31 protein-coding genes are annotated in these 25,957 nt (G+C 61.3%); 10 read left to right on the top strand and 21 right to left on the bottom strand.

What is annotated here, in order from left to right; genetic code table 11:
• Positions 1–19 precede the first annotated feature (19 nt).
• The 3 genes from rsmD to AC07W4_RS02100 are packed head-to-tail and all read right to left on the bottom strand — an operon-like array spanning position 20 to position 3,454.
• Complete coding sequence (rsmD, locus tag AC07W4_RS02110; protein ID WP_046039216.1) at positions 20–616, bottom strand: 16S rRNA (guanine(966)-N(2))-methyltransferase RsmD; 597 nt, start codon at positions 614–616, stop codon at positions 20–22.
• On the bottom strand, positions 616–2,106 hold the full coding sequence (locus AC07W4_RS02105) for a M16 family metallopeptidase (protein WP_495031332.1): 1,491 nt from the start codon (positions 2,104–2,106) through the stop codon (positions 616–618). Before AC07W4_RS02105 ends, rsmD begins: the two co-directional genes overlap by 1 nt.
• Positions 2,099–3,454: a M16 family metallopeptidase gene (locus AC07W4_RS02100; RefSeq protein ID WP_495031331.1), complete on the bottom strand. Its 1,356-nt coding sequence runs from the start codon at positions 3,452–3,454 to the stop codon at positions 2,099–2,101. Before AC07W4_RS02100 ends, AC07W4_RS02105 begins: the two co-directional genes overlap by 8 nt.
• A gap of 343 nt (positions 3,455–3,797) precedes the next feature.
• Between AC07W4_RS02100 and ftsY the strand changes: the two genes are divergently transcribed.
• The 4 genes from ftsY to rpoH all read left to right on the top strand — a co-directional run bounded on the left by ftsY (position 3,798) and on the right by rpoH (position 7,992).
• Positions 3,798–5,330 carry a signal recognition particle-docking protein FtsY gene (ftsY, locus tag AC07W4_RS02095; RefSeq protein WP_495031330.1) on the top strand — a complete coding sequence of 511 codons (1,533 nt, stop codon included), beginning with the start codon at positions 3,798–3,800 and terminating at the stop codon, positions 5,328–5,330.
• Complete coding sequence (gene ftsE / locus AC07W4_RS02090) at positions 5,327–5,998, top strand: cell division ATP-binding protein FtsE (RefSeq protein WP_007975383.1); 672 nt, start codon at positions 5,327–5,329, stop codon at positions 5,996–5,998. Before ftsY ends, ftsE begins: the two co-directional genes overlap by 4 nt.
• Positions 5,995–7,017, top strand: coding sequence for a permease-like cell division protein FtsX (gene ftsX / locus AC07W4_RS02085; RefSeq protein ID WP_495031329.1), 1,023 nt, complete (start codon positions 5,995–5,997; stop codon positions 7,015–7,017). Before ftsE ends, ftsX begins: the two co-directional genes overlap by 4 nt.
• A 120-nt stretch (positions 7,018–7,137) precedes the next feature.
• Entirely contained in the window at positions 7,138–7,992 is an 855-nt protein-coding gene (gene rpoH / locus AC07W4_RS02080; protein WP_007975386.1) for an RNA polymerase sigma factor RpoH, read from the top strand.
• A 162-nt stretch (positions 7,993–8,154) separates the two neighbouring features.
• Here rpoH and mtgA read toward each other — a convergent pair whose 3' ends face one another.
• Positions 8,155–8,877, bottom strand: a complete 723-nt coding sequence (mtgA, locus tag AC07W4_RS02075; RefSeq protein ID WP_495031328.1) for a monofunctional biosynthetic peptidoglycan transglycosylase — start codon at positions 8,875–8,877, stop codon at positions 8,155–8,157.
• A gap of 74 nt (positions 8,878–8,951) precedes the next feature.
• On the opposite strand from mtgA, the gene AC07W4_RS02070 reads away from it, so the two are divergent.
• The 4 genes from AC07W4_RS02070 to trmB all read left to right on the top strand — a co-directional run bounded on the left by AC07W4_RS02070 (position 8,952) and on the right by trmB (position 11,204).
• Positions 8,952–9,323, top strand: a complete 372-nt coding sequence (locus AC07W4_RS02070; RefSeq protein ID WP_008051418.1) for a DUF423 domain-containing protein — start codon at positions 8,952–8,954, stop codon at positions 9,321–9,323.
• A gap of 90 nt (positions 9,324–9,413) precedes the next feature.
• A complete protein-coding gene (gene thiS / locus AC07W4_RS02065) occupies positions 9,414–9,614 on the top strand; it encodes a sulfur carrier protein ThiS (protein ID WP_008051420.1) in 201 nt (66 codons plus the stop codon).
• A 60-nt stretch (positions 9,615–9,674) separates the two neighbouring features.
• Positions 9,675–10,469: a thiazole synthase gene (locus AC07W4_RS02060; protein WP_008051425.1), complete on the top strand. Its 795-nt coding sequence runs from the start codon at positions 9,675–9,677 to the stop codon at positions 10,467–10,469.
• A gap of 9 nt (positions 10,470–10,478) precedes the next feature.
• Entirely contained in the window at positions 10,479–11,204 is a 726-nt protein-coding gene (trmB, locus tag AC07W4_RS02055) for a tRNA (guanosine(46)-N7)-methyltransferase TrmB (protein WP_007975392.1), read from the top strand.
• Between the two features lie 129 nt (positions 11,205–11,333).
• Here the strand turns inward: trmB and AC07W4_RS02050 are convergent, their stop codons facing one another.
• The 10 genes from AC07W4_RS02050 to AC07W4_RS02005 all read right to left on the bottom strand — a co-directional run bounded on the left by AC07W4_RS02050 (position 11,334) and on the right by AC07W4_RS02005 (position 18,328).
• The gene (locus AC07W4_RS02050; protein ID WP_495031327.1) at positions 11,334–11,657 is read right to left on the bottom strand and encodes a DUF3392 domain-containing protein; all 324 of its coding nucleotides are present in this window, start codon (positions 11,655–11,657) and stop codon (positions 11,334–11,336) included.
• Between the two features lie 9 nt (positions 11,658–11,666).
• Positions 11,667–12,872, bottom strand: a complete 1,206-nt coding sequence (gene hemW / locus AC07W4_RS02045) for a radical SAM family heme chaperone HemW (protein ID WP_495031326.1) — start codon at positions 12,870–12,872, stop codon at positions 11,667–11,669.
• Positions 12,869–13,465, bottom strand: coding sequence for an RdgB/HAM1 family non-canonical purine NTP pyrophosphatase (gene rdgB, locus AC07W4_RS02040; RefSeq protein ID WP_008046485.1), 597 nt, complete (start codon positions 13,463–13,465; stop codon positions 12,869–12,871). The genes hemW and rdgB overlap by 4 nt, the downstream gene beginning before the upstream one ends.
• Positions 13,462–13,896, bottom strand: coding sequence for a DUF4426 domain-containing protein (locus AC07W4_RS02035; protein ID WP_495031325.1), 435 nt, complete (start codon positions 13,894–13,896; stop codon positions 13,462–13,464). The genes rdgB and AC07W4_RS02035 overlap by 4 nt, the downstream gene beginning before the upstream one ends.
• Before the next feature lie 26 nt (positions 13,897–13,922).
• Positions 13,923–14,543 carry a methionine biosynthesis protein MetW gene (gene metW / locus AC07W4_RS02030; RefSeq protein ID WP_008046481.1) on the bottom strand — a complete coding sequence of 207 codons (621 nt, stop codon included), beginning with the start codon at positions 14,541–14,543 and terminating at the stop codon, positions 13,923–13,925.
• 7 nt (positions 14,544–14,550) lie between these two features.
• Positions 14,551–15,690 carry a homoserine O-succinyltransferase MetX gene (metX, locus tag AC07W4_RS02025; RefSeq protein ID WP_495031324.1) on the bottom strand — a complete coding sequence of 380 codons (1,140 nt, stop codon included), beginning with the start codon at positions 15,688–15,690 and terminating at the stop codon, positions 14,551–14,553.
• 199 nt (positions 15,691–15,889) lie between these two features.
• Positions 15,890–16,183 carry a DUF167 domain-containing protein gene (locus AC07W4_RS02020; protein WP_495031323.1) on the bottom strand — a complete coding sequence of 98 codons (294 nt, stop codon included), beginning with the start codon at positions 16,181–16,183 and terminating at the stop codon, positions 15,890–15,892.
• Between the two features lie 4 nt (positions 16,184–16,187).
• Positions 16,188–16,778, bottom strand: coding sequence for a YggT family protein (locus tag AC07W4_RS02015; RefSeq protein ID WP_493725727.1), 591 nt, complete (start codon positions 16,776–16,778; stop codon positions 16,188–16,190).
• Positions 16,779–16,788: 10 nt separating this feature from the next.
• Positions 16,789–17,607, bottom strand: coding sequence for a pyrroline-5-carboxylate reductase (proC, locus tag AC07W4_RS02010; RefSeq protein WP_495031322.1), 819 nt, complete (start codon positions 17,605–17,607; stop codon positions 16,789–16,791).
• 34 nt (positions 17,608–17,641) lie between these two features.
• Positions 17,642–18,328, bottom strand: coding sequence for a YggS family pyridoxal phosphate-dependent enzyme (locus AC07W4_RS02005; RefSeq protein ID WP_495031321.1), 687 nt, complete (start codon positions 18,326–18,328; stop codon positions 17,642–17,644).
• 56 nt (positions 18,329–18,384) lie between these two features.
• Here AC07W4_RS02005 and AC07W4_RS02000 point away from each other — a divergent pair, with 56 nt between their 5' ends.
• Complete coding sequence (locus tag AC07W4_RS02000) at positions 18,385–19,419, top strand: type IV pilus twitching motility protein PilT (RefSeq protein ID WP_495031320.1); 1,035 nt, start codon at positions 18,385–18,387, stop codon at positions 19,417–19,419.
• A gap of 146 nt (positions 19,420–19,565) precedes the next feature.
• On the opposite strand, the gene AC07W4_RS01995 is transcribed toward AC07W4_RS02000, so the two are convergent.
• The gene (locus AC07W4_RS01995; protein WP_489317545.1) at positions 19,566–20,186 is read right to left on the bottom strand and encodes a C40 family peptidase; all 621 of its coding nucleotides are present in this window, start codon (positions 20,184–20,186) and stop codon (positions 19,566–19,568) included.
• A gap of 251 nt (positions 20,187–20,437) precedes the next feature.
• Here AC07W4_RS01995 and AC07W4_RS01990 point away from each other — a divergent pair, with 251 nt between their 5' ends.
• Positions 20,438–20,866 carry an NINE protein gene (locus AC07W4_RS01990; RefSeq protein WP_495031319.1) on the top strand — a complete coding sequence of 143 codons (429 nt, stop codon included), beginning with the start codon at positions 20,438–20,440 and terminating at the stop codon, positions 20,864–20,866.
• Positions 20,867–20,981: 115 nt separating this feature from the next.
• On the opposite strand, the gene AC07W4_RS01985 is transcribed toward AC07W4_RS01990, so the two are convergent.
• From AC07W4_RS01985 to AC07W4_RS01960, 6 genes are all read right to left on the bottom strand, one after another.
• Entirely contained in the window at positions 20,982–22,253 is a 1,272-nt protein-coding gene (locus AC07W4_RS01985; protein ID WP_008046452.1) for a dihydroorotase, read from the bottom strand.
• Positions 22,250–23,254 carry an aspartate carbamoyltransferase catalytic subunit gene (locus AC07W4_RS01980; protein WP_007939362.1) on the bottom strand — a complete coding sequence of 335 codons (1,005 nt, stop codon included), beginning with the start codon at positions 23,252–23,254 and terminating at the stop codon, positions 22,250–22,252. Before AC07W4_RS01980 ends, AC07W4_RS01985 begins: the two co-directional genes overlap by 4 nt.
• A 27-nt stretch (positions 23,255–23,281) precedes the next feature.
• Positions 23,282–23,785 carry a bifunctional pyr operon transcriptional regulator/uracil phosphoribosyltransferase PyrR gene (pyrR, locus tag AC07W4_RS01975; protein ID WP_046039256.1) on the bottom strand — a complete coding sequence of 168 codons (504 nt, stop codon included), beginning with the start codon at positions 23,783–23,785 and terminating at the stop codon, positions 23,282–23,284.
• Between the two features lie 79 nt (positions 23,786–23,864).
• Complete coding sequence (gene ruvX / locus AC07W4_RS01970) at positions 23,865–24,302, bottom strand: Holliday junction resolvase RuvX (protein WP_008046448.1); 438 nt, start codon at positions 24,300–24,302, stop codon at positions 23,865–23,867.
• Complete coding sequence (locus tag AC07W4_RS01965; protein WP_008046447.1) at positions 24,302–24,874, bottom strand: YqgE/AlgH family protein; 573 nt, start codon at positions 24,872–24,874, stop codon at positions 24,302–24,304. Before AC07W4_RS01965 ends, ruvX begins: the two co-directional genes overlap by 1 nt.
• Before the next feature lie 179 nt (positions 24,875–25,053).
• Entirely contained in the window at positions 25,054–25,953 is a 900-nt protein-coding gene (locus AC07W4_RS01960) for an energy transducer TonB (protein ID WP_495031318.1), read from the bottom strand.
• Positions 25,954–25,957 lie beyond the last annotated feature (4 nt).

Raw genomic sequence — 25,957 nt, 5'->3', positions numbered from 1 at the left:
TGGTCGTCTCGCCGAAATGTCAGGCGCTACGTTGCCACAACGAATAATACACGCGCCCGGATTTCTGCTCCCGGTGCAGGCGCCAGTTCTCCGGCAGGCCCAGGGTCGACGGTGCCGACTCGCTTTCGGTGTACACCCAGGCGTCTTCGGCCAGCCATTGGCGCTCTTCGAGCAACTTGCAAACGGCGGGCAGCAGGTTCTGGTTGAACGGCGGGTCGAGGAACACCAGGTCGTAGGCCGTTGCGGTCTGGGTTTCCAGGTAGCGCAGGGCATCGGCTGTCTGGACCTGGCCGTTGGTGCATCGCAAGGTCCCCAGGTGCTCTTTCAGGCTGGATACCGCGATACTGCTGGCGTCCAGCGCCTGGCCCATGGCCGCGCCACGGGACAAGGCTTCGAGGAACAGTGCGCCGCTGCCGGTGAACGGGTCGAGCACTTTGGCGCCCGGCACGTAAGGTGCGAGCCAGTTGAACAGGGTTTCACGCACGCGGTCCGGCGTCGGACGCAGGCCCGGGGCGTCGGGGAAGCTCAGCTTCCGGCTGCGCCATTCGCCGCCGATGATGCGCAGCTGGTTCACGCCGTTATGGACGTTTTTGGCGGGTTTTTTAGGATGGGCCATTAATGCTCCGGAACCCCGAGCGGCTGCTCGGAAGGTTTATCAGTAGGGGCCGGTAACGGCTGTTGCGGCACAGTCGGGCCAGCGCTGACGATGACCATCTTGTCCGTGCTCAAGTGTTTGTTCATGGCGGCTTTGACCTGCTCGACGGTCAAGGCCTGGGATTGTTGCATGAAGTCTTCCAGGTGGCTCAACGGCAAATTGTAAAAACCGATGGCGCCCAGTTGGCCGACGATATCGGCGTTGCTGGCCGTTGACAGCGGGAAGCTGCCGGCCAGTTCGCGCTTGGCGTCGTCGAGCTCTTTTTCGGTCGGGCCGGTTTTAAGGTAGTCGGCCAACACATCCTGCACCAGTTTCAGGGTGCCCTCACTCATCTCGGCGCGGGTCTGCAGGTTGATCATGAAAGGACCGCGCGCCTGCATCGGGGTAAAGCCCGAATACACGCCGTAAGTCAGGCCACGCTTCTCGCGCACTTCGCTCATCAAGCGGGTGCCGAAGCCGCCGCCACCGAGAATCTGGTTACCCATGGACAGCGCCGCGTAGTCCGGGTCATCGCGATCGATGCCCAGTTGCGCGAGCAGCAGGTTGGTCTGCTTGGACGGGAACTCGATATGGCCGACGCTGGCCTTGGGTTCGACAGGTTGTGCGATTTTCGGCAAGGCCGGGCCTTTGGGCAGTGCGCCGGAAACCTGTGCGGCAATCGCCTCGGCTTCTGCACGGGACAGGTCACCGACCAGCGCGATCACCACATTACCGGCCGCATAGGCTTTCTCGTGGAAAGCACGCAGTTGTGCCTGGGTGATCGCCGGGACGGTTTTCGCCGTGCCGTCGCTGGCGTGTGCGTACGGGTGATCACCGTACAGGCGGTTCATCAGTTCCAGGCTCGCCAGTTTGCCGGGGTTCTGTTTCTGGTATTCGAAACCGGCGAGCATCTGGTTCTTGATGCGGGCCAGCGAATCGGCAGGGAAAGTCGGCTTGCCGATGACTTCGGCGAACAGCTTCAGGGCCGGCTCGCGCTTGTCCTTTGCACTCAGGCTGCGCAGCGAAGCGATTGCCATGTCCTTATAAGCGCCGTTGCCGAAATCGGCGCCCAGGCCTTCGAAGCCCTGGGCAATGGCACCGACGTCTTTGCCGGCCACGCCTTCGTTGAGCATGGCGTTGGTCAACACCGCCACGCCCGGTGCATCGCCGTCCTGGCTGCTGCCGGCGGCGAAGATCAGGCGCATGTCGAACATCGGCAGCTCATGGGCTTCGACAAACAGCACCTTGGTGCCTTCGGCGGTGTTCCAGGTCTGCACGTCCAGCTTGCGGTGTTCCGGTGCCTTGCCGTTGAGCTCGGTCAGCGATTGCAGTTTCTGGCTGGCCCTGGCTTTGTCCAGGGCTTCACTGGCATTGGTTTGACCGGAGCGTGACAGATAGAATGCGGCGGAACCGATAACGGCGACGGCGACCAGGCCGATCAGGGCCAGGCGGGAGGGTTTACGCTCACTCATGAGTCGTCTCCAGAGGCAGTACATGGGCGACGCTGAGACGTTCGCGGGTGAAATACAGCTTGGCGGCTTTCTGGATATCTTCCGGCGTGACGCTTTCCAGGTCGGCCAGTTCGGTGTCCATCAGTTTCCATGACAGGCCGACGGTTTCCAGTTGGCCGATGGCCGTGGCTTGACTGGTGATCGAGTCGCGCTCGAAGACCAGGCCGGCGATGACTTGCGCGCGTACGCGTTCCAGTTCTTCGGCGGTTGGCGCCGTGGTTTTCAACTGGTCGAGCAGCTTCCACAAACCGGCTTGCGCCTGGGCGATGGTCTTGTGTTTCTGCGAGTTTGGCGATGCCGACAGGGTGAAGAGGCTGTCGCCACGGGTGTAGGCGTCGTAACTCGACGAGCCCCCGGACACCAGTTCTTCTCCGCGCTCCAGTTGCGTCGGTATGCGTCCGCTGTAGCCGCCGTCGAGCAGTGCCGAGATCAGGCGCAGGGCATTGACCAGGCGCTTGTCTTCGGCGGTGGCGATGCTCGGCACGTTGAAGGCCAGCATCAGGCTAGGCAGTTGGGTCTGCACGTGCAGGGTGATCTGGCGCTCGCCTGGCTCGGCCAGTTCCAGCGGTTTTTTCGCGGCCGGCACTTCACGCTTGGCGATCGGGCCGAAGTAGCGTTGGGCCAGGGTTTTGACTTCGTCCGGAGTGACATCGCCAACCACCACCAGCGTGGCGTTGTTGGGCACGTACCAGGTTTCGTACCAGTGGCGCAGCTCTTCGACTTTCATTCGCTCAAGGTCGGCCATCCAGCCGATGGTCGGCGTGTGGTAGCCGCTGGCCGGGTAGGCCATGGCCTTGAAGCGTTCGTAGGCCTTGGACATCGGCTTGTCGTCTGTACGCAGGCGACGTTCTTCCTTGATGACCTCGATTTCCCTGGAGAACTCGTCGGCCGGCAGGCGCAGGCTGGCCATGCGGTCGGCTTCCAGCTCGAAGGCCACGCCCAGGCGATCCCGGGCCAGTACCTGGTAGTACGCGGTGAAGTCGTCGCTGGTGAAGGCGTTCTCTTCGGCGCCGAGGTCGCGCAGGATCAGCGAGGCTTCGCCGGGGCCGACTTTCTCGCTGCCCTTGAACATCATGTGTTCCAGGGCGTGGGACAGGCCGGTATTGCCCGGCGTCTCGTAGCTGGAACCGACCTTGTACCAGATCTGGGAAACCACCACGGGCGCACGATGGTCTTCGCGCACGACCACCTTCAAGCCATTGTCGAGAGTGAATTCGTGGGTGGGTTGCGGGTCGGCAGCCAGGGCCGAAAGAGGCAGGCAAACTGTGCTGAGCAGCAGGCCTGCGGCGCGGCGGGCAAGAGCATTCATTCGTTTTCAAACCTTTGGGGCTGCCCGCTTGTTCTTAGCGTCAGCGGGCGAGAGGGTGCTAGGATACTGATCCGTTTTAGCGGCGGCCACGCCTATCAGGCCTTTATGCTTGATCAGGTTGAATGGGTTTGCGACGGAAGGTGGATATTTATCAACTGAATTCCGCGTTTTCGCCGATTTTGCTGCTTTAGTCCAATGAGAATTCGATTCCGTGAGGTGCCATTGAGCACCTCGACAAAATGTTGCGCGTGAACAAGCTGGGTGAAACACAGTCTGTTCTGCATCGATTATTTATTTGCCGGGGCGCCATTGGCGCGTCGCTACCGTGAGATAGCCGTCCTCCATGTTTGGTTCCAACGACGACAAGAAGACCCCAGCTGCGGCTGGCGAGAAGAAAAGCCTGTTCGGATGGCTGCGCAAAAAGCCGCAGGAAGCCGTCGTCGAACAGCCACCAGCCATTCCTGAACCCGCGCCGACGCCGGTCCCGGTAATAGAAGAAGCGCCCGCGCCGGTTGTTCTGCCGATTGCCGAGCCGTTGCTGCAACCCAAGGTTGAAGCCGCTCCCGAACCCGTCAGCGAAATCGTCACCGAACAGCCGCTGGCCCCGACGGCCGAACCGTGGTTGACCCTGCCGGTAGCCGAAGAGCCCGTGGCATTGGTCGAAAATGACCTGGCCCCCCACGTGACCCCGCCGATTCCGGCCCCGGCAGCGTTTGCGCCTGCACCGGTTCTTGCGCCGGTGGTCGAAGCGATGGTTGAACCAGTTGTCGTGGCCGAGCCTGTTCCCGTTGTCAGCCAGCCAGAGGTTCCGGTATTCGTTGCTCCGGTTGCTCCGGTTGCTCCGGTTGCTCCGGTTGCTCAAGCACCGGCACCCGCTCCGATTCCTGCACCGATCGCGACGTCCGTCGAAACCCCGGTAGAACCCGTACGCACCGAAGAAACCAAAGCCGGTTTCTTCGCCCGCCTCAAGCAGGGCCTGTCCAAGACCAGCGCCAGTATCGGCGAAGGCATGGCCAGCCTGTTCCTGGGCAAAAAGGCCATCGATGACGAGCTGCTTGATGACCTCGAAACCCGCCTGCTGACTGCCGACGTCGGCGTCGAAGCCACGTCGGTGATCATTCAGCGCCTGACCCAGAAGGTCGCCCGCAAGGAACTGGCCGATTCCGACGCGCTTTACAAATCCCTGCAAGCCGAGCTGGCAGCGATGCTCAAGCCTGTCGAGCAGCCGCTGAAAATCACCTCGCAGAACAAGCCGTTCGTGATTCTGGTCGTCGGCGTCAACGGTGCCGGCAAGACCACCACCATCGGCAAGCTGGCGAAGAAACTGCAGCTGGAAGGCAAGAAAGTCATGCTCGCCGCCGGCGACACCTTCCGTGCCGCGGCGGTGGAGCAATTGCAGGTATGGGGCGAGCGCAACAAGATCCCGGTGATCGCGCAGCACACTGGCGCCGACTCGGCCTCGGTGATCTTCGACGCCGTGCAGGCCGCCAAGGCCCGTGGCATCGATGTGCTGATCGCCGACACCGCCGGCCGCCTGCACACCAAAGACAACCTGATGGAAGAGCTGAAAAAGGTTCGCCGGGTGATCGGCAAGCTCGACGCCGACGCCCCACACGAAGTGTTGTTGGTGCTTGACGCCGGCACCGGCCAGAACGCCATCAACCAGGCCAAGCAATTCAACCAGACCGTCGAACTGACCGGCCTGGCGCTGACCAAGCTCGACGGCACCGCCAAGGGCGGGGTGATTTTCGCCCTGGCCAAGCAATTCGGCCTGCCGATCCGCTACATTGGCGTCGGCGAAGGCATCGACGATTTGCGTACCTTTGAAGCAGAACCCTTTGTCCAGGCATTGTTTGCCGAGCGGGAGCGTTCATGATTCGTTTCGAACAGGTCGGTAAGCGCTACCCGAACGGTCACGTCGGCTTGCATGAGCTGAGCTTTCGAGTCCGTCGTGGCGAATTCTTGTTTGTCACCGGCCATTCCGGCGCCGGTAAATCCACGCTGTTGCGCCTGCTGCTTGCGATGGAACGCCCGACCAGCGGCAAGTTGCTGCTCGCCGGGCAAGACCTGAGCACCATCAGCAACGCGCAGATTCCTTTCTTGCGCCGGCAGATCGGCGTGGTGTTCCAGAATCACCAGTTGCTGTTCGATCGCACGGTGTTCAATAACGTCGCGTTGCCTTTGCAGATCCTGGGCCTGTCCAAGGCCGAGATCGCCAAGCGCGTGGACTCGGCACTGGAGCGCGTGGCGCTGTCGGATAAAACCGATCTGTACCCGGGCGACCTGTCCACCGGTCAGCAGCAGCGCGTCGGCATCGCCCGCGCCATCGTTCACCGTCCGGCCTTGCTGCTGGCGGATGAGCCGACCGGTAACCTCGACCCGCGCCTGGCCGCCGAGATCATGGGTGTGTTCGAAGACATCAATCGCCTGGGTACCAGCGTGCTGATCGCCAGTCACGACCTGGCCCTGATCGCCCGCATGCGCCATCGCATGCTGACACTGCAACGCGGTCGATTGATCGGTGACGGGGAGGCCGCGGTATGAGTGCGACACGTAGCCCCAAGGTTTCCGAGCGTGTGGCCCCGAAGGCCGCCGATCCGCAGCCGCAAAAGAAAAAACGCGACGATGACGACGGGCCGGACTTTGCCACGTTGTTCCGCGCCTGGGTCGAAAGTCATCGCGCCAGTCTGGTGGACAGCCTGCGCCGCTTGGGCAAGCAGCCCATCGGCAGTTTCTTCACCTGCATGGTGATGGCGGTGGCCCTGAGTTTGCCCATGGGGCTGTCACTTTTGCTAAGTAACGTCGAGCGCCTGGGCGGCTCCTGGCAGCGCGCGGCGCAGATTTCCCTGTATCTGGACCTTGAGGCCAAGCCAGCCGAAGGCGAATCGCTGCGCGATCAGATCAAGGGCATGCCTGGCGTGGCCGACGCCGAATACGTTGGCCGGGATCAGGCGCTGGAAGAGTTCCAGCAACAGTCCGGTTTGGGCGAGGCCCTCAAGGAGTTGCCGGAGAACCCGCTGCCAGGCGTGGTGTTGGTAACGCCGACCGAAGTCGACAAGCCGGCCCTTGAAGCATTAAGACAAAAACTATCCGAGCTGCCGAAGGTACAACAGGCGCAACTTGATTTAGTCTGGGTCGAGCGTCTGGCAGCCATCCTCAAGCTGGGTGACCGTTTTGTCTTCGGTCTGACCGTGCTTCTGGTTTCTGCATTACTTTTGGTGATAGGCAATACCATTCGTCTTCATATTGAAAACCGCCGCACAGAGATAGAAGTGATTAAACTGGTCGGCGGCACTGACAGCTATGTCCGCAGGCCCTTCCTGTACATGGGGGCGCTGTATGGCTTCGGTGCGGGGATTCTGTCCTGGGGTGTGCTTGCGTTCGGCCTTGATTGGCTGAACGACGCGGTGGTGGGGCTGGCCGGTTTGTACGGCAGTGATTTTGCGCTGGCTGGAGTGCCAGTTGCCGACGGTCTGTCTCTCTTGCTTGGCGCGGTGCTGTTGGGGTATATCGGTGCATGGATTGCAGTCGCACGCCACCTGAGGGAGCTTGCGCCTAAGTAGTATCATTTTGCTCGTATTGACCTTTCAGCGTTTTTGGGTTTTTGGGAACTTGTCTTTCGGTTTCCGGTCAATTTTCGCAGTGCTGAACTGCACGAGTTTGTAAGTCGGAGGTTTTTTCGTATGACCAATTCTTTGCAACCTGCATATGCTCTGGTCCCGGGTGCGAACCTGGAGGCCTATGTGCACACCGTCAACAGCATTCCATTGCTGTCGCCGGAGCAGGAGCGTGAACTGGCCGAGAGTCTCTATTATGAGCAGGATTTGGGGGCGGCTCGGCAGATGGTGCTCGCCCACCTGCGTTTTGTCGTACATATCGCCCGTAGCTATTCCGGCTACGGCCTGGCCCAGGCTGACCTGATCCAGGAAGGCAACGTCGGCCTGATGAAGGCCGTGAAGCGCTTCAACCCGGAAATGGGCGTGCGCCTGGTGTCTTTTGCCGTGCACTGGATCAAGGCGGAAATCCACGAGTTCATCCTGCGCAACTGGCGCATCGTGAAAGTCGCGACCACCAAGGCCCAGCGCAAGTTGTTCTTCAATCTGCGCAGCCAGAAGAAGCGTCTGGCCTGGCTGAACAACGAGGAAGTCCACCGTGTGGCGGAAAGCCTGGGTGTAGAGCCTCGGGAAGTGCGCGAGATGGAAAGCCGCCTGACTGGCCATGACATGGCCTTCGACCCGGCTGCCGAAGCGGACGACGACAGTGCTTTCCAGTCGCCGGCCAACTATCTGGAAGACCACCGGTACGACCCGGCGCGTCAACTGGAGGACGCCGACTGGAGCGACAACTCCAACCACAACCTGCACGAAGCGCTGGAAGTGCTGGACGACCGTAGCCGTGACATTCTCTACCAGCGCTGGCTGGCGGAAGAAAAAGCCACGCTGCACGACCTGGCGCAGAAGTACAACGTGTCGGCCGAGCGTATTCGCCAACTCGAGAAGAGCGCGATGAACAAGCTCAAGTTGTCGATCGCTGCGTAACTGGCGAGCAGGCAATAAAAAACGCCCCGATCATTGATCCTGTGGGAGCGGGCTTGCTCGCGATGAGGCCCGAACATTCAATATAAAAGTTGAATGTCAGGCCGTCATCGCGGGCAAGCCCGCTCCCACAGTGGTTTTCAGGGCCTGAAGAATTATGATCAGTTATTGCGCCCAAGGCGCCCGGCGCGAATCGTTCAGCCCGACCAGATAGCTGTCGCCACCCAGTTGGCTCATCTGCCTCCGAATCCAGCCCGCGCGTCGCGCCACGTAGGCGGTCGGATGGCTGGCACTCCACACTCGAGGATTGGGCAGTACGGCGGCCAACAAGCTCGACTGCTGGCGGCTGAGGCCTTTAGCACTCACGCCAAAGTGGTGTCGGGCCGCCGCTTCGGCGCCAAACACGCCGTCATCCCACTCGACACTGTTGAGGTACACCTCAAGAATTCGCTGCTTGGGCCAGAACACTTCGATCAGTCCGGTGAACCAGGCTTCCAGGCCTTTGCGCAGCCAGCTGCGGCCAGACCACAGGAACAGGTTTTTCGAGACTTGCTGGCTCAGGGTGCTGGCACCACGGATCGAACCGCCGCGCTCGTTATGGGCAAACGCCGCCTGAATCGCGCCGATATCGAAGCCCCAGTGCTCCGGGAACTTCTGGTCTTCGCCGGCAATCACCGCGACTTTCAGGTCATCGGAGATCTCGTCCCAGGGTTTCCAGGTCCGTTGCAGGTCGATGGGTTCGCCGTCAAACCAGGATTCGATCTTGCGCTCGACCATCAGCGTCGTCCCCGGTGGCGGTACCACGCGAAAGATCAGCACCAGCAATACGCTGCCACCCATGAACCAGAGCACGGCCTTGGTGAAATGACGGAAATAGATACGCAGCATAGAGATGGCTTGGCCGAACCCGTTGAGCGGGCCATTATACAGACCCTTTGGATCGAAACTGACTGGAGTTCTGCATGCTGCGTGGCTTTCTGATGCTGGCCGCTTTTTTCGGCTTCACCGGTGTCGGCCTCGGGGCTTTTGCCGCCCATGGCCTGAAGAGCCGCCTGAGCGCCGAGTACCTGACGATCTTCCACACCGGCGTCACCTATCAACTGGTGCACGCCCTGGCGTTACTCGGTGTTGCAGCACTGGCCACGCAAATTCCCGGACGACTCGCCACCTGGGCCGCTGCGTCGTTTGCCATCGGTATCCTGCTGTTCTCCGGCAGCCTGTATGTATTGACGCTGACGGGCATCAGCAAGCTCGGCATCGTCACCCCGTTCGGTGGCCTGGCCTTCCTGGTGGGCTGGTTTTGCCTCGGGCTTGCCGCCTGGCGCCTGAGCTGACTTAACGGTCCATTTCATGACGAATGGCTTGGGTCGGCCTGACTGATCGGGCTAGAATGCCAGCCCCTAAAAATGATGGCGGCATCCGGCATGCGCATTCAGTTGAACGGCGAATCCTTTGAACTGCCCGACGGTGAAACCGTTGCGGCCCTGATCACCCGTCTGGACCTCACCGGACGCCGGGTGGCGGTCGAACTCAATCTGGATATCGTCCCGCGCAGTCAGCACGCAGACACCGCGTTGAACGACGGCGACAACGTCGAAGTGGTGCACGCCATCGGCGGTGGCTAGCAGCCTCGGCCGAGTGGCCACAGAATTCTGCAAATACCTCACCCCTACAGAGGATTTCCCATGAGCATCGTTCGCAGCGACAAGCCTTTCGTCCTGGCCGGTCGTACTTACCAGTCGCGTTTGCTGGTCGGTACCGGCAAGTACCGTGACATGGAAGAAACCCGCCTGGCCATCGAAGCCTCGGGTGCCGAGATCGTCACCTTCGCCGTGCGCCGCACCAACCTTGGCCAGATCGAGGGCGAGCCGAACCTGCTCGATGTGCTGTCGCCGGATCGCTACACTTTCCTGCCGAACACCGCCGGTTGCTACGACGCGATCGAAGCCGTGCGCACCTGCCGCCTGGCCCGTGAGCTGCTCGATGGCCATAACCTGGTGAAGCTGGAAGTGCTGGCCGACCAGAAAACCCTGTTCCCCAACGTGATCGAAACCCTCAAGGCCGCCGAAACGCTGGTCAAGGAAGGCTTCGACGTGATGGTCTACACCAGTGATGATCCGATCATCGCCCGTCAGTTGGCGGAAATCGGCTGTATCGCGGTGATGCCGCTCGCTGGTTTGATCGGCTCCGGCCTGGGGATCTGCAATCCGTACAACCTGCAGATCATCCTCGAAGAAGCCAAAATCCCGGTGCTGGTGGATGCCGGTGTCGGTACTGCTTCCGACGCCACCATCGCCATGGAACTGGGTTGTGACGCGGTGCTGATGAACTCGGCCATTGCCCACGCCCAGCAGCCGGTCATGATGGCTGAAGCCATGAAACATGCGATCGTCGCAGGCCGCCTGGCTTACCTCGCCGGCCGCATGCCGAAAAAACTCTATGCCAGCGCCTCTTCGCCGCTGGATGGTCTGATCAAGTAAGAGCCATTGATGACTGAATCGAACGACACGCCAATCCAGACGGAAGAAGGCGACGAGCGCCAACACCGCCGCATCAAGAGTTTCGTGATGCGCGCCGGGCGCATGACCGAAGGCCAGCAAAAGGGCCTGGAGCAGGGCACTCCGCTGTTCGTGCTGCCGCTGGCCGACGCGCCGGTGGATTTCGACCAGGTGTTCGGTCGCTCGGCACCGCGCTCGCTGGAAATCGGTTTCGGCATGGGCCACTCGCTGCTGGAAATGGCAGCGGCTGCGCCGGATCAGGATTTCATCGGCGTCGAGGTTCACCGTCCGGGTGTCGGCGCGCTGCTCAATGGTGTGCTGACGCAGGGTTTGACCAACCTGCGGGTCTACGATTGCGATGCGATCGAAGTGCTTAACCGCTGCGTGGCCGATAACAGCCTCGATCGCCTGATGCTGTTTTTTCCGGACCCATGGCACAAGAGCCGTCACCACAAGCGCCGTATCGTTCAGGCGTCTTTCGCTGAGCTGGTGCGCAGCAAGTTGAAGGTCGGCGGCATTCTACATATGGCCACCGACTGGGAACCGTACGCCGAGTACATGCTGGAAGTGATGAATGTCGCCCCGGGTTATCGCAACCTGGCCGAAGACGGCAAGTGCGTACCGCGCCCGGCCGAGCGCCCGATCACCAAGTTCGAACGCCGTGGCGAGCGTCTTGGGCACGGGGTGTGGGATTTGAAGTTCGAGAAGCAGTCTTAAGGCCGATGCAATAAAACTGTGGGAGCGGGCTTGCCCGCGATGGCGGTGTAACAGTCAACATAGATGTTGAATGTTATGGCCTCTTCGCGGGCAAGCCCGCTCCCACAGTGTTTTGTGTGTGGCTCGGGATTAGCGGCGATCCGCGATCACGCCGATGAGTACCAGCACCACCAACAACACCGGCGCCAGGCTGTAGTTGTTGAACTGGCTCAAGCCGCGCACGACCCAGGGTGTGGCGTAGATCAGTGCCGCGCCGCTGCCGATCATGCACAGCAGGGACATCAGCGGCACGCGCAAGGCGCCGGCGATGCTGCCCAGGCGTTGCTCGACCCAGCCTTTGAAATCCGCACCGAACAGCACCAGCAGGCAGCCCACCAGGGCCAGAGCGATTTCCGAGAGGTTGCTGCGGCTCCAGCGAGACACGGTGGCAAGCAGGTCGAGTACCAAATCCATTCGATTTCCTTATGTCAGAAATTTCTGCAGCAAGTCGTTGAGGAAGAGTTGTCCGCGCTCGGTGGCGACCAGGCGTGACGGTTCGACCTGCAACAGACCGCTTTGTTCGGCTTCACGGCGGCCTTCAGCAAGGCTTTCCAACGTCATGCCGGTACGTTCCGGGTACAGTCGCGATTCAACGCCTTCAGTCAGGCGCAGCGCGTTCATCAGGAATTCGAACGGCATTTCATCGTTGCCCAGCGCTTTCTCGCCAGCCTTGAAGCTTTTTGCCGGATTCAGGTAGTCCTTCGGCAGGCGGGTTTTCCAAGTACGAATGATGCGCCCGTCCGGATGGCTGAGCTTGCCATGGGCGCCGGCGCCGATGCCAATGAAGTCGCCAAAACTCCAGTAATTGAGGTTGTGGCGCGCCGGGCGTCCGGGCAGGGCATAGGCCGAGACTTCGTATTGTGCGTAACCATGTTTGGCCAGCAGTGCTTGCCCGGCCTCCTGGATGTCCCACAGCGTGTCGTCTTCCGGCAGCGTCGGCGGCTGGTTCCAGAACACCGTGTTCGGTTCCAGGGTCAGTTGATACCACGACAGGTGTGTCGGTTTCAGGGCGATGGCTGTGCGCAGGTCCGCCAAGGCATCGTCCAGGGACTGGTTCGGCAAGCCATGCATCAAGTCCAGGTTGAAGTTGTCGAACCCGGCTTGCCGCGCCATGCCGGCGGCGCGTACGGCTTCGTCGCCGTTGTGGATCCGCCCCAGGGCCTCGAGCTTTTCTTGCTGAAAGCTCTGGATGCCGATCGACAGGCGATTGATCCCCAGCTTCCGGTACGCCACGAACTTGTCTTGCTCGAACGTCCCCGGATTGGCTTCCAGCGTGATTTCGATGTCGCTGGCAAAGGGAATGCGCTGTTCGACGCCTTTGAGCAAGCGACCCAGCGAATCAGCGCTGAACAGGCTTGGCGTGCCGCCACCAAAGAAAATCGAGCTCAGCTCACGACCGTAAACGGCGTGCAGGTCCTGATCGAGATCGGCCAGCAATGCGTCGACGTACTCTTCTTCCGGCAGCACGGGGCTGGCGGTGTGGGAGTTGAAGTCGCAATAAGGGCATTTGCGCACGCACCACGGGATGTGGATATACAGCGCCAGCGGCGGCAGCACAGGCAGGGCCGCCCGATGCGATTGAGCGTCGCCGCCGAAGATCAGCGGCGACGCGGATGATTCACGGGTCATTTCAAGCCCAGACGCTGGCGCAGCAGATCCATTGCACGGGCGCGGTGGCTGATCTGGTTCTTGTCGCTCGGGCTCAGCTCGGCACTGGAGCAATTACGCTCCGGCACCCAGAACAGCGGGTCGTAGCCGAAACCGTGTTCGCCGCTGGCCTGGGTCAGGATTCGCCCGTGCCACAAACCTTCGCAGAGGATCGGCAATGGATCATCGGCGTGGCGCACCAGTGCCAGTACGCACACGAACTGTGCGCCACGTTCGGCTTCAGGTACGTCTTTCAATACGTCGAGCAACTTGGCGTTGTTCGCCGCATCGCCCTTGCCATCGGCATAACGCGCCGAGTAGATGCCCGGCGCACCACCAAGGAAATCCACCGCCAGCCCGGAATCGTCGGCCAGCGCCGGCAGGCCGGAGATACGCGCGGCATTGCGGGCCTTGAGGATGGCGTTCTCGACGAACGACAGGCCGGTTTCTTCAGGCTCGACGCTGCTGAACTCGCCAATCGAGCGCAGATGCACGGACTCGCCGAGCATGGCCTGGAGTTCCTTGAGTTTGCCGGCGTTATGGCTGGCCAGTACGAGTTGCGTGAAGTTGATCATTGGCCAGGGAAGAGCTCTTGGTTGAAATTGATGGTGTTGATCTTGTCGCCGGTCTGCACCTTGATGTCGAAGGTGCGGACTTCCTGCTGTGGTACCGGGTATTGGGCGATGTAGTAGATCGCTCCTTGCTCGGTGACTTGTTTGAAGTTCAGTGTGTAGCTTTGGCTGGTCAGGTCTTTGACGGTGCCGCTGACCTCGGCCGTCATCGGCGTGCCGGCCTTGATCACCGTAATGTTGATCACGCCCTGATCCTTGCTGCGCGTCAGCTGGGCGGCCTTGGCAACGTCCGGTAGCAGGTAGGTGGAGTTGAAGGTGTTGTAGTGCACCGTCACGTCGCCGAAGGTTTCCTTGCGTTCGCTCTTGATGGCGTCGGCGGCCATGGCGGTGACGCTCAGGCAGGCAGTGAGTAGAAACAACGCTAGACGACCCATGATCGTTCTCCTTGAAATAGGGTGGATCAGACTGCGACCTTGTGCTCGGCAAGTCCCGGGCTGCTGACGCGGTAGATACCGATCTCACCTAACAGATTAGGCCATAGCTTACTGGCCCACCCGTGCCGATGCTGTTGATCCACGGCAAGCCGATCAATGACCTTCGCTTCACGTTCGCGACACAAGGCTTCAAAGTCCGCGAAGGTGCAGAAGTGGATGTTCGGCGTGTTGTACCAGGTGTACGGCAGGAACTCGGACACCGGCATGCGGCCCTTGCTCGCCAGGTACCAGCGGCAGCGCCAGTGACCGAAATTCGGGAAAGTGATGATGCACTGGCGACCGACGCGCAGCATTTCCTCGAGGATCCTGTCCGGGTAGTGCACTGCTTGCAGCGCCTGGGTCATGACCACGACATCGAAACTGTTGCTGGCAAAGTTGCCCAGGCCCTTGTCCAGGTCCTGCTCAATGACGTTGATGCCCTTGGCCACGCACTCGGCGATGTTGTCGGCGTCGTTTTCCAGGCCATAACCGGTGACTTGCTTGTTGTCGCGCAGCCAGGTCAGCAGTTCGCCATCGCCGCACCCGAGGTCGAGCACGCGGCTGCCGGCGGGGATCCATTCCTGGATGATTTCCAGATCAGCTCTCATGGCTTTCTCACAACGTAATGCGGTTCATGTAATTGCCGAATGCCTGCAGGTAGCGCGGGATCGGAATCAGGAAGGCGTCGTGGCCTTGCGGAGCGTCGATCTCGAGGTAGCAGACGTCTTTGCGCGCGGCCATCAGTGCGTCCACCAGTTCCCGCGAGCGGGCAGGGGAGAAGCGCCAGTCGGTGGTGAACGACATTACGCAGAACTTGGCCTTGGCACCTTCAAAGGTTTTCGCCAGGTTATCGTCGAAGTTCGCTGCCGGATCGAAGTAATCGAGCGCCTTGGTCATCAACAGGTAAGTGTTGGCGTCGAAGCGCCCGGAGAACTCTTCACCCTGATAGCGCAGGTAGCTTTCCACCTGGAACTCGACGCTGTGGAAGTCATAGTTGAGCTTCTCGCTCTTGAGCCCGCGGCCGAATTTCTCGCCCATGGAATCGTCGGACAGGTAGGTGATGTGCCCGACCATCCGCGCCAGCATCAGGCCGCGCTTGGGGATCACGTTGTGTTCCTGAAACGAACCGCCGTGGAATTCCGGGTCGGTGAGGATCGCCTGGCGCGCCACTTCGTTGAACGCGATGTTCTGTGCCGACAGCTTGGGCGCCGAGGCGATGGCCAGGCAGTGACGAATGCGGTCGGGGTAGGTGATGCTCCATTGCATCGCCTGCATGCCGCCGAGGCTGCCGCCGATCACGGCCGCGAATTGGGCGATACCGAGGCGATCGGCCAGGCGTGCCTGGCTGTGCACCCAATCCTCGACGGTCAACACCGGGAAATCGGCACCGAACGGCTTGCCGGTGTCCGGGTTGATGCTGCTCGGGCCGGTAGAACCGTTGCAGCCGCCGAGATTGTTCAGGCTGACCACGAAGAACTTGCTGGTGTCGATCGGCTTGCCGGGGCCGATGCAGCTGTCCCACCAACCGGGTTTGCGGTCGTCGGCGCTGTGGTAGCCGGCGGCGTGGTGGTGGCCGGACAAGGCGTGGCAGATCAGCACGGCGTTGCTCGCCGTGGCGTTTAGCGTACCGTAGGTTTCGTAGATCAGGTCATAGGCCGGGAGCGAACGTCCACAGGCCAACGCCAGGGGTTCGCTGAAGTGCGCCATTTGCGGCGTCACCAGACCAACAGAATCGGGGGGAAAGGCAGCTGGCATCGACCCTGCTCTCATTGAAATGAGGCGTAAGTCTAAAGACCGCTGGGGTTAGCGGCAAGCAAAGGCCGGGCCTGATTTCTTTCAGTAAGACCGAGGTGCGCCATCCGCGAGCAAGCCCGCTCCCACAGAGGAACGCATTCCCCTGTGGGAGCGGCGGTGCGGCGATCCGACTTGCTCGCGAAGGCAGCGCCTCGGTATATCAGTTCTGTCGCGCCAATCCAGGCAAGTCCGGCAACTTCTTCGGCGAGCAAATGCGCACTCGCTTCTGCCGGTTCAACTCGCCACTGATCAGGCTGACCTGGCTCTTGGACACGCCAAACGCCTTGGCCAGAAACGCCATCAGATAGGCGTTGGCCTTGCCCTCGACCGGCGGCGCGGTCAGGCGGATCTTCAGGCGATCACCGTGCAGCCCGCAGAAATCATCACTGCGGGCTGCCGGTTGCAGGTGACACTCCAGAATCAGGTCGTCACCGTCCCAGCGAAACCAGCTCACCGGGTCAGATCAACACGCGGAGGATTTCCGGCATCATGGTCAAGGCGGCGAGGTTGTTGATCACCAGCATGTCGATCAGTTTGATCGCCAGGAACGCAAAGATCGGCGAGAGATCAAGCCCGCCCAGGTTCGGCAGAAACTTGCGGAACGGCGCCAGGGCCGGCTCGCAGACGTCGTTCACCAGTTCGGCGCCCGGGTTATGGCTGCCCGGTGCGACCCAGGACAGGATCACACTGATGATCAGGGCAAAGAAGAAGATATTCAGGAATAGCGCGGTCACACCGATGATCGACCAGATCAGCAGTTGCAGCGGATTGCCGGTGGTGCCGTAGGTCAGCAGCAGGGTCAGGGCCATCAGTGCCAGTTGTACCAGGATCGCCAGCACCAGCGAGGACATGTCCAGGCCGAACACGCTCGGGATGATCCGGCGCAGCGGCTTGAGCAGAGGCTGGGTGGCCTTGACGATGAACTGGCAGATCGGGTTGTAGAAGTTCGCACGCACCAGTTGCAGCACGAAGCGCATCAGCACGATCAGCAGGTACAGGCTGCCGAGGGTTTGCAGCACGTAGACCGCTGCGGTGTTCAATCCAATCATGAAAAGCTCCTTATTGACCCAGTTGTTCGGCCATCTCGGCCGAGCGATGCGCGGCAGCGCCGAGTGCTTTTTCGACCAGGGCTTCAAAGCCATTGGCCTGGAACGACTTGATTGCAGCTTCCGTGGTGCCCGCAGGGGAGGTGACACGGCGGCGCAGCTCGGCCGCGTCGACGTCGCTGGAGACCGCCATGTGCGCGGCACCCAGGGCGGTCTGCAAGGTCAGTTGCGCGGCGATGTCCGCCGGCAGGCCGAGTTTCACGCCGGCGGCGGTCATGGCTTCGATCAGCAGGAAGAAATACGCCGGGCCCGAGCCGGAAACGGCGGTGACGGCATCCAGTTGCTGCTCTTCATTCAGCCAAAGGGCGATGCCGACCGCGGACAGCAGCTCCTGGGCCTGCTGACACTGTTCGGCTGACACTTCGGCGGTAGCGAACAGGCCGCTCGCGCCCTGACGCACCAGCGCCGGGGTGTTGGGCATGCAGCGCACGATTGGCTGGGCGCCGAGCCAGTTGTTCATGCTGGCGCAGGTGATGCCCGCGGCAATCGACACCACCAGTTGATTGGGCTTGAGGCTTGGGCGCAGAGCTTCGCACACGGCTTTCATCGCCTGGGGTTTGACCGCCAGCACGACCACGTCGGCACCGTCGATGGCCTGGGCGTTGTCGGCGAAGGTTTCGATGCCGTGTTCAGCGCTCACACGGGCGCGGGTTTCTTCGCCCGGATCGCTGGCGCGGATCTGTGCGGCTTCCAGACCCTTGGCCCGCAGGCCACCGATCAGGCTGGCCGCCATGTTGCCGGCACCGATAAAGGCAATACACGTCTTGCTCATGTCAGGTCCTTATAAAGAGAGGTGTCAGCCATTTTCAAGACTGGCCGTAGTCGCGGGCACCAAACAGGGCCGTACCGATACGGACCCAAGTGGCACCCTGGGCAATGGCTGACTCGAGGTCGTGGCTCATGCCCATGGAAAGTGTGTCGAGCGGCAGGTTCAGGCTGGCTTGCAGGCTTTGCACGGTAGCGAAAGCGGCATCCTGGGCAGCGCGATCTTCAGTCGGCTCGGGGATTGCCATCAACCCGCGCAGTTTCAGGCGCGGCAGGGCGCAGATGGCGTTGGCCAGAGCCGGCAGGTCGGCCGGGGAGCAGCCGGATTTGCTGGCTTCACCGCTGACATTGACCTGAATGCAGATGTTCAGGGGCGGCAGATCGGCGGGACGCTGTTCGGACAGGCGTTGTGCGATTTTCAGACGATCCACGGAATGCACCCAGTCGAAGTGCTCGGCGATAGCACGAGTCTTGTTCGATTGAATGGGGCCAATGAAGTGCCAGATCAAGGGCAGGTCGGCCAGTTCGACTTGCTTGCCCAGCGCTTCCTGCAAGTAGTTCTCGCCAAAGTCGCGCAGGCCGGCGGCGTAGGCTTCACGCAGGTCCTGAGCGGGTTTGGTCTTGCTCACCGCCAGCAACCGGACGCTGTTTTCGGTGCGGTTCGCGGCACGTGTTGCGGCATGTATGCGCGAACTAACCTGAAGAATGTTGTCTGCTATGGTGGACATCAAGAGGCGCCAGCGGTCTGAAGGTTCGCGGCATTCTACTGGAATTGAGAGGCGCTATGGATATCACTGAGCTGCTGGCATTCAGCGCCAGGCAGGGGGCATCCGACCTGCACCTGTCCGCCGGCCTGCCGCCGATGATTCGCGTCGACGGTGATGTGCGGCGCATCAATCTGCCGGCCCTGGATCACCAACAGGTGCGGTCGCTGATACATGCCATCATGAATGACGCCCAGCGGGTGGACTTCGAAAAGCATCTGGAAACCGACTTTTCCTTTGAAGTGCCCGGCGTGGCGCGCTTTCGGGTCAATGTGTTCACCCAGAACCGTGGAGCGGGTGCGGTGTTTCGCACCATTGCGGCGAAAGTGCAGAGCATGGACGAGCTGGGCATGGGCGATGTGTTCCGCAAGATGACCGACGCTCCCCGTGGCCTGGTGCTGGTGACCGGCCCGACCGGTTCCGGCAAGTCCACCACGCTGGCGGCGATGATCGATTACCTCAATACCCATCGTCATCACCACATCCTCACCATCGAAGACCCCATCGAGTTCGTTCACGAGTCGCGCAAATGCCTGATCAATCAGCGTGAAGTCCATCGTGATACCCGTAGTTTCGCCACCGCCTTGCGTTCGGCGCTGCGGGAAGATCCGGATGTGATCCTGGTGGGGGAGATGCGCGACCTGGAGACCATTCGCCTGGCGTTGACCGCCGCCGAAACCGGCCATCTGGTGTTCGGCACGCTGCACACCACGTCAGCGGCGAAAACCATCGACCGGGTGATCGACGTGTTTCCGGGGGACGAGAAGTCGATGGTGCGCTCGATGCTTTCCGAGTCGCTGCTGGCGGTGGTGTCCCAGACCCTGGTGAAGAAAATCGGCGGCGGACGCATCGCGGCCCACGAGATCATGCTGGGGACATCGGCGATCCGGAACCTGATCCGCGAGGACAAGGTGGCGCAGATGTACTCGGCGATTCAGTCGGGAGGGTCGTTGGGGATGCAGACGCTGGATATGAGCTTGAAGGACCTGGTGACCAAGGGGTTGGTCAGTCGTGACCACGCGCGGGAGAAGGCGCGGTCTCCGGATGGTTTTTGAGGAGGATGTGTGGTGCTTTCAAGGGCCTCTTCGCGAGCAAGTCGGATCGCCGCACCGCCGCTCCCACAGGGGAATGCATTCCAAAGTGGGAGCGGGCTTGCTCGCGAAGGGGTCATTATGTTCGATACAGATTCAGGGCACTGAAATCAGCGCTGAACCACACGCAACTGATTCGGCTCTTTCGGCAGAACCCGCTTGGCAACCACGTAGTGATTTTCCCAGTACGGTTTCTTCAAGGTGTCGATGGACACCGACTTGCCGCGACGTGGCGCGTGGATGAAACGGTCGTTGCCCAGGTAAATGGCAACGTGATTGACCCGACGGCTCTTGATGTTGAAGAAAATCAGGTCGCCCGGCTTGAGGTCGTCGCGATCGACTTTCTCCCCATGACCGCTGGCCATGGCGTTGGAGGTGCGTGGCAGGTCGAACGTGGCGTCGTTGAACGCGTATTTCACCAGGCCGCTGCAATCGAAGCCTTTGCTAGGGCTGCTGCCGCCCCAACGATAAGGAGTGCCAAGGACATTCACGGCGCGGCTCAGCACGTCGCTGCTTTCCTTGGTGCCCATCGGTGGAACCAGGCCGCTTTTGCTGTTGGCCAGGCTTGGAGCATATTTAGCGGATTTCTTGTCTTTGCTCGAAGGAGCAGAGGCATGGGATTTTGGGGTGTAACCATTAACGTTTGGAAGACGTTGCTCACGATTGGTGGCGTGGGCGGCCAGTGGCATCAAAAGGCAAATGGTTAGCCATGTCTTGAAAAATGAACGCATTAGGCAAGGCTCTTAATAAGTTAGCGCGCAACTTTATAACAGCTTTTTTGCCGCTTCCGAGGCCGTTGGTCGATTCAATCCGGGGGGCAATGGTGGCAAAAAAGCGGCAAAATGGCGCAATTGTCGGACAGGAGTCTTGTGTTACAAGGCTTTGACAGGTGTGAAGGTAGCACTTGCCATACGTCGGGTGCCTGTAAAAAAGTCACAAAGAATTAAAGAATATTTATCTATCGTGTGAATCGAGGTCATTCATGAACCCCTATCAACAGGCTGTCCAGCAGCAAGACACCCACAGCAAAGTGATCGGCTACCTGCTGTGGATTTTCGGTTTTACCGGCGCTCACCGCTTCTATTACGGCAAACCGGTGACCGGGACGATCTGGTTCTTCACCTTCGGCTTGCTGGGGATCGGTTGGCTGATCGACCTTTTCCTGATCCCGGCGATGGATCGCGAGGCTGACCTGCGGTTTACCGCGGGCCCGATCGAATACAACGTGGCGTGGATCCTGCTGACGTTTCTCGGGGTGTTTGGCGTGCACCGGATGTATCAGGGGAAATGGATCAGCGGGTTGCTGTACCTGCTGACGGGCGGGTTGTTCTTTCTCGGGGTGCTGTATGACTTCTGGACGTTGAATGACCAGGTTTCTGTGCGTAACGCGCAGAGTCGCGGCGCCTTTTAGTCAGTCTTCGCGAGCAAGCCCGCTCCCACATTTGATCTTTGGTGTTCACAAATACTGTGTTCATCGCAGAACTGATGTGGGAGCGGGCTTGCTCGCGAATGCAGGCGACGCGGTCTTAAGCCTGGTGGCTGATCCGTCCATCCACCAGGGTGTAACGCACCACACCCGGCAGGCTGTGGCCAATGAACGGGCAGTTTTCGCCCTTGGACAGCCAGCTTTCACCCGCCACGGTCGAGGCCGCCGGGTCGAACAGCACGATGTCCGCCGCGCCACCCACCGCCAGTTTGCCTGCCGGCAGGCGCAAGGCCTCGGCAGGGCCGGCGCTCAGGCGCTTGAGCAACGTCGGCAGGTCCAGCAAGCCGTCTTCGACCAGGGTCATTGCCAGCGGCAATAGCAGTTCAACGCTGCTGATGCCCGGCTCGGTTGCGCCGAACGGTGCCAGCTTGGCGTCACGCTCATGGGGTTGGTGATGACTGGAGATGGCCGAGATCACGCCGGATTTCACTGCTGCGCGCAGGCCTTCGCGGTCGGCGCGGGTGCGTAGCGGCGGCTGGACGTGGTACAGGCTGCTGAAGCCGATCAGGGCTTCGTCGGTCAGGATCAACTGGTACAAAGCGACATCAGCGGTCACTTTCAGGCCCCGGGCCTGGGCCTGGGCGATCAGCTCCACGCCCCGTGCGCTGGTCAGCTGGCTGAAGTGCGCGCGCACGCCGGTTTGTTCAACCAGCAGTAGATCCCGGGCCAGGGCGACGGTTTCGGCGCTTTCCGGAATGCCCGGCAAGCCCAGGAAGCTGGCGGTCGGGCCTTCGTGAGCCAGGCCACCTTCGGCCAGGTCGTGATCCTGGGAGTTGAAAATCACCGTCAGGTCGAAAGTCGCGGCGTAGTCCAGCGCCCGGCACAGGGTGCGGGTGTTGCGGAAACTCTCCAGGCCGTTGCCGAAGGCCACGCAACCGGCATCGCGCAGTGCCACGAGTTCAGCCAGCTGTTCACCGTCCAGGCCTTTGCTCAGGGCACCAATCGGGAAGACTTTGGTGTTGCCGGCCTCGCGGGCACGGTCGAGGATCAGTTCGGCCACCGCCGAGGTGTCCAGCACCGGTTTTGTCTTCGGCGGGCAGCACAGGCTGGTCACGCCGCCAGCCGCCGCCGCGCGGGTTTCGCTGACAATCGAGCCTTTGCGGCTGTAACCCGGCTCGCGCAGGGCAACGTTGAGGTCGACCAGGCCGGGAGCGGCCACCAGGCCTTTGGCGTCGATGGTGTCGACGGCGACAAAACCGGCTGGCGCCGCGCCAAGGGCGACGATTTTGCAGGCTTCAATGTGGATATCGGTTACTTGATCCAGGCCGCTGGCCGGATCGATCACGCGGGCACCGAGAATGCTTAGCTTCACTGGGCGTTCTCCTGCTCGAATTGGCGTTGCGCGGTCTGCCCGCTCATGGCCATGGACAGTACCGCCATACGAATGGCGATCCCGTAGGTCACCTGGTTGAGGATCACCGAGTGCGGGCCGTCGGCCACCGCCGATTCGATTTCCACGCCACGGTTGATCGGCCCCGGGTGCATCACGATGGCATCGGGCTTGGCGCCGGCCAGGCGCGCGGTGGTCAGGCCGAACAGGCGGTAGAACTCGCCCTCGCTCGGCAACAGGCCGCCGGTCATGCGTTCACGCTGCAGGCGCAGCATGATCACCACATCCACGTCTTTCAGGCCTTCGGTCATGTCGGTGTAGACCTTCACGCCGTATTGCTCGATGCCGATCGGCAGCAGGGTTTTCGGCGCAATCACGCGGATGTCCGGGCAACCGAGGGTTTTCAGGGCCAGCATGTTCGAACGCGCGACCCGCGAGTGCAGGATGTCACCGACGATGGCCACCGACAGGTTTTCGAACCCGCCCTTGTGCCGGCGGATGGTCAGCATGTCGAGCATGCCTTGGGTCGGGTGCGCGTGACGACCGTCGCCACCGTTGATGATCGCCACTTGCGGGCAGACATGTTCGGCGATGAAGTGCGCGGCACCGGAATCGCCGTGACGCACGACAAACATGTCGGCGGCCATGGCTTCCAGGTTGCGCAGGGTATCGAGCAGGGTTTCGCCCTTGCTCGCCGACGATGTCGACACGTTGAGGGTGATCACGTCCGCCGACAACCGCTGGGCCGCCAGTTCGAAGGTGGTGCGGGTGCGGGTCGAGTTCTCGAAGAACACATTGCACACGGTCTTGCCGCGCAGCAACGGGACTTTCTTCACGGCCCGGGCGCCGACCTCAAGAAAGGAGTCGGCGGTGTCGAGGATTTCCGTCAGCAGCTCGCGGCGCAAACCGTCGAGCGAGAGGAAGTGGCGCAGCTGGCCCTGATCATTGAGCTGCAGCGGGCGCTTGGTTTCTAGAGGCGTCATCGCAAGGGGGACTCTCAATAGGGCGAATTAAAGGGCGAGGTCTTGCAGTTCGAGCGCAAGCTCCGGGCCGGACAGCTTCACCCGTTCGTGGGCGGCCAGCGACAGGGTCGCGCCAACCACGTTCGGGCGGATCGGCAGTTCGCCGGCGTCCAGGTCCAGCAGGCACACCAGCGTTACGCTGGCCGGGCGGCCATAGTCGAACAACTCGTTCATGGCGGCGCGGATGGTCCGGCCGCTCATCAGCACGTCGTCGATCAGCACCAGGTGCTGGCCTTCGATCTCGAACGGCAGCGCCGAAGGGCGAACCTGCGGGTGCAGACCGTTCTGGCTGAAATCGTCGCGGTAGAAAGACACGTCCAGGGTGCCGAGGGGCTCATTGCTGCCCAGCTCCTTGAGCAGGGCCTGGGCCACCCAGACGCCGCCGGTACGGATGCCGATGAAACGCGGGTCGCTGATGCCCCGTTTGACCAGATAGGCGTCAAGTCGGGTCGCCATCTGGCTGATCAGTTCGGCGGGATTGGGCAGGCTCATGGTTGCTCCTTCTTGGGCCCGAGCCAGCCTGTGGGGGAAGTGGCTCGGGTTGTAGCTAAGAGAGACGCACAGCGGCTCTTCAGGATTCAAACAGTGCGGTGTTTTCGTCGAGCCAGCCTTGCAGCAGCAGGGCGGCGGCGATGGCATCGACCGGGTTGTCGCGGTAACTGCCTTTCTGGCCGCCACGAGCCAGGCGTTCGCCCTTGGCCTCGAAGGTGGTCAGGCGTTCATCGTGGGTATAGAAGGGCAGGTTGAAGCGGCCGTTCAGGCGTCGGGCGAACTTTTCCGCGCGAGCGCACATCTCACTGGGCGTACCGTCCATGTTCAACGGCAGGCCGACCACTACGGCATCGGGCTTCCACTCTTTGATGAGGGCTTCGACCTGGTTCCAGTCGGGAATGCCGTTCTGCGCTTTCAGGGTGCACAGTTCACGGGCCTGGCCGGTAATCACCTGGCCGACCGCAACGCCGATCTGTTTGGTGCCGTAGTCAAACCCCAGAATCAGTTTCAGGGCCATCAGGCGTGCCCCGCCTGGCTGGTCAACAGGCTGAGGTTGACGCCCAGGTGCCTGGCCGCCGCTTCCAGACGCAGTTCGCTGCTGGTGTTGAACAGGATGTCGGCGTCAAACGGGCAGTTCAGCCAGGCGTTCTGCGCCAGTTCGGCCTCCAGTTGCCCTGCTTCCCAACCGGCATAGCCGAGGGCAATCAGGCTTTTCGCCGGGCCGACGCCGTCAGCGATGGCGAACAGTACGTCCTGGGAAGTCGACAGGGCCAATTCGTCTTCCAGATCAACGGTCGCCTGGAAGCTCTGACCCTTGGGGTGAAGGACGAAACCGCGATCGGTCTGCACCGGGCCGCCGATGAAGATCGGCACATGCTGGCAGAGCGCTGGCGGTTCGATTTCCGGGCGCAATTGCTCAAGGATATCGGCCAGGTTCAGATCTTGCGGACGGTTGACCACCAGCCCCATGGCGCCATTGGCCGTGTGCTCGACGATGTAGGTCAAGGTGTGCGCAAAGTTCGGGTCGGCCATGTGCGGCATGGCGATCAGGAATTGATGCTTGAGGTAGCTGGGGCTGACGTTTTTCATGACCGCTAGTGTGGCGTTCGAGGGGCGAACTGACAAGCTGGGGATGCCGCAAATTGGTTGTCGACACCGAACAAATGTGGGAGCGGGCTTGCTCGCGAAGGCGTCGTGTCAGTCGACATCAATGTTGAATGAATGACTGCTTTCGCGAGCAAGCCCGCTCCCACAGGGGATTTGTGGGGTCAGTTGCTGGAAAGGCGATCCCCACGGGCAAACTTCCAGGTGCGGATGATTTCCAGGCGGTCGATGTCCGACAGATCCCCGGTAAAGGGTGCAAACGGTGCCGCCAGGCGAACGATGCGCTGGGCCGCCTGATCCAGCAGCGGTTGCCCGGAGGACTCCAGCACCAGCACTTCATACAGCGAACCGTCACGATTGATCGACACCATCAGGCGCAAATTGCCGTAGATCTGCTTGCGCCGCGCTTCGTCGGGATAGTTGAGGTTGCCGATGCGCTCGACTTTCTTGCGCCATTCGTCCTTATACCAGGCACCCTTGTCGCGCATGGTCGAGGCCGCGCTCAGGCGGTGGATGCGCGGGCGCTTGGCGTACAGCTGTTGTTCGGCGGCCAGTTCCGCTTCGAGGCTGGCGATGTCGCTGGACAGTTGCTCGCTGTCGAAGGTCGGCGCCTGGACCAGGGGCTTGACCTCGGTCTTGGGCTCCTCGGTCTTGGCGGGGGCTTTTTTCGGTTTCGGCGCCACGGTGGTCACGGCAGCCTTGGGCGGGGCTTCCTGAGTTTCAGGCTTGGCGGCCGGCGGTGGCGTGACCTTTTGCACCTTGTTGTCCTGGAACGGCGCGACCTCGGTGGTCTTGGGAATCGCCTTTTTATCCAGGGTGCCGCTGCCTTGCTGATTCTCCTGAGCCAGGAAATCGGCTTTCTCGGGCTTCTTTTCGCTCTTGAAGGTGGCGAGGGTGATTTCCAGGGTTTTGCTGATCTGCTTGGGCTCGACCACTGCAAATCCGACACCCAACAGCAAGGCCAGGTGGATCAGCGCAGCCAGAAACAGGGTAAAACCGAGGCGATCGCCCGGGCGCACGCCACGGTGGGCGAGTTCGGCAGGCAGATCGGACGGGAGTGTCATGACA

Source organism: Pseudomonas sp. GW821-FHT02A08 (assembly GCF_059422045.1).
Note: the sequence above shows the minus strand (reverse complement) of the source record. Positions and strands in the feature narration are given on the sequence as shown.

What these genes read in the sequence shown, in the direction of transcription:
- ftsE (WP_007975383.1), top strand. Translation starts at nt 5,327, where the DNA reads ATGATTCGTTTCGAACAGGTCGGTAAGCGCTACCCGAACGGTCACGTC.
- AC07W4_RS02015 (WP_493725727.1), bottom strand. Translation starts at nt 16,778, where the DNA reads ATGATTGGATTGAACACCGCAGCGGTCTACGTGCTGCAAACCCTCGGC.
- pyrR (WP_046039256.1), bottom strand. Translation starts at nt 23,785, where the DNA reads ATGAGCCTGCCCAATCCCGCCGAACTGATCAGCCAGATGGCGACCCGA.
- AC07W4_RS02060 (WP_008051425.1), top strand. Translation starts at nt 9,675, where the DNA reads ATGAGCATCGTTCGCAGCGACAAGCCTTTCGTCCTGGCCGGTCGTACT.
- mtgA (WP_495031328.1), bottom strand. Translation starts at nt 8,877, where the DNA reads ATGCTGCGTATCTATTTCCGTCATTTCACCAAGGCCGTGCTCTGGTTC.
- thiS (WP_008051420.1), top strand. Translation starts at nt 9,414, where the DNA reads ATGCGCATTCAGTTGAACGGCGAATCCTTTGAACTGCCCGACGGTGAA.
- AC07W4_RS01965 (WP_008046447.1), bottom strand. Translation starts at nt 24,874, where the DNA reads ATGAAAAACGTCAGCCCCAGCTACCTCAAGCATCAATTCCTGATCGCC.
- trmB (WP_007975392.1), top strand. Translation starts at nt 10,479, where the DNA reads ATGACTGAATCGAACGACACGCCAATCCAGACGGAAGAAGGCGACGAG.
- AC07W4_RS02035 (WP_495031325.1), bottom strand. Translation starts at nt 13,896, where the DNA reads ATGGGTCGTCTAGCGTTGTTTCTACTCACTGCCTGCCTGAGCGTCACC.
- hemW (WP_495031326.1), bottom strand. Translation starts at nt 12,872, where the DNA reads ATGACCCGTGAATCATCCGCGTCGCCGCTGATCTTCGGCGGCGACGCT.
- ruvX (WP_008046448.1), bottom strand. Translation starts at nt 24,302, where the DNA reads ATGGCCCTGAAACTGATTCTGGGGTTTGACTACGGCACCAAACAGATC.
- AC07W4_RS01980 (WP_007939362.1), bottom strand. Translation starts at nt 23,254, where the DNA reads ATGACGCCTCTAGAAACCAAGCGCCCGCTGCAGCTCAATGATCAGGGC.
- AC07W4_RS02070 (WP_008051418.1), top strand. Translation starts at nt 8,952, where the DNA reads ATGCTGCGTGGCTTTCTGATGCTGGCCGCTTTTTTCGGCTTCACCGGT.
- AC07W4_RS01960 (WP_495031318.1), bottom strand. Translation starts at nt 25,953, where the DNA reads ATGACACTCCCGTCCGATCTGCCTGCCGAACTCGCCCACCGTGGCGTG.
- rsmD (WP_046039216.1), bottom strand. Translation starts at nt 616, where the DNA reads ATGGCCCATCCTAAAAAACCCGCCAAAAACGTCCATAACGGCGTGAAC.
- rpoH (WP_007975386.1), top strand. Translation starts at nt 7,138, where the DNA reads ATGACCAATTCTTTGCAACCTGCATATGCTCTGGTCCCGGGTGCGAAC.
- AC07W4_RS02005 (WP_495031321.1), bottom strand. Translation starts at nt 18,328, where the DNA reads ATGTCCACCATAGCAGACAACATTCTTCAGGTTAGTTCGCGCATACAT.
- metX (WP_495031324.1), bottom strand. Translation starts at nt 15,690, where the DNA reads ATGCCAGCTGCCTTTCCCCCCGATTCTGTTGGTCTGGTGACGCCGCAA.
- ftsX (WP_495031329.1), top strand. Translation starts at nt 5,995, where the DNA reads ATGAGTGCGACACGTAGCCCCAAGGTTTCCGAGCGTGTGGCCCCGAAG.
- AC07W4_RS01995 (WP_489317545.1), bottom strand. Translation starts at nt 20,186, where the DNA reads ATGCGTTCATTTTTCAAGACATGGCTAACCATTTGCCTTTTGATGCCA.
- metW (WP_008046481.1), bottom strand. Translation starts at nt 14,543, where the DNA reads ATGAGAGCTGATCTGGAAATCATCCAGGAATGGATCCCCGCCGGCAGC.
- proC (WP_495031322.1), bottom strand. Translation starts at nt 17,607, where the DNA reads ATGAGCAAGACGTGTATTGCCTTTATCGGTGCCGGCAACATGGCGGCC.
- AC07W4_RS02050 (WP_495031327.1), bottom strand. Translation starts at nt 11,657, where the DNA reads ATGGATTTGGTACTCGACCTGCTTGCCACCGTGTCTCGCTGGAGCCGC.
- rdgB (WP_008046485.1), bottom strand. Translation starts at nt 13,465, where the DNA reads ATGATCAACTTCACGCAACTCGTACTGGCCAGCCATAACGCCGGCAAA.
- AC07W4_RS01990 (WP_495031319.1), top strand. Translation starts at nt 20,438, where the DNA reads ATGAACCCCTATCAACAGGCTGTCCAGCAGCAAGACACCCACAGCAAA.
- ftsY (WP_495031330.1), top strand. Translation starts at nt 3,798, where the DNA reads ATGTTTGGTTCCAACGACGACAAGAAGACCCCAGCTGCGGCTGGCGAG.
- AC07W4_RS02105 (WP_495031332.1), bottom strand. Translation starts at nt 2,106, where the DNA reads ATGAGTGAGCGTAAACCCTCCCGCCTGGCCCTGATCGGCCTGGTCGCC.
- AC07W4_RS02000 (WP_495031320.1), top strand. Translation starts at nt 18,385, where the DNA reads ATGGATATCACTGAGCTGCTGGCATTCAGCGCCAGGCAGGGGGCATCC.
- AC07W4_RS02100 (WP_495031331.1), bottom strand. Translation starts at nt 3,454, where the DNA reads ATGAATGCTCTTGCCCGCCGCGCCGCAGGCCTGCTGCTCAGCACAGTT.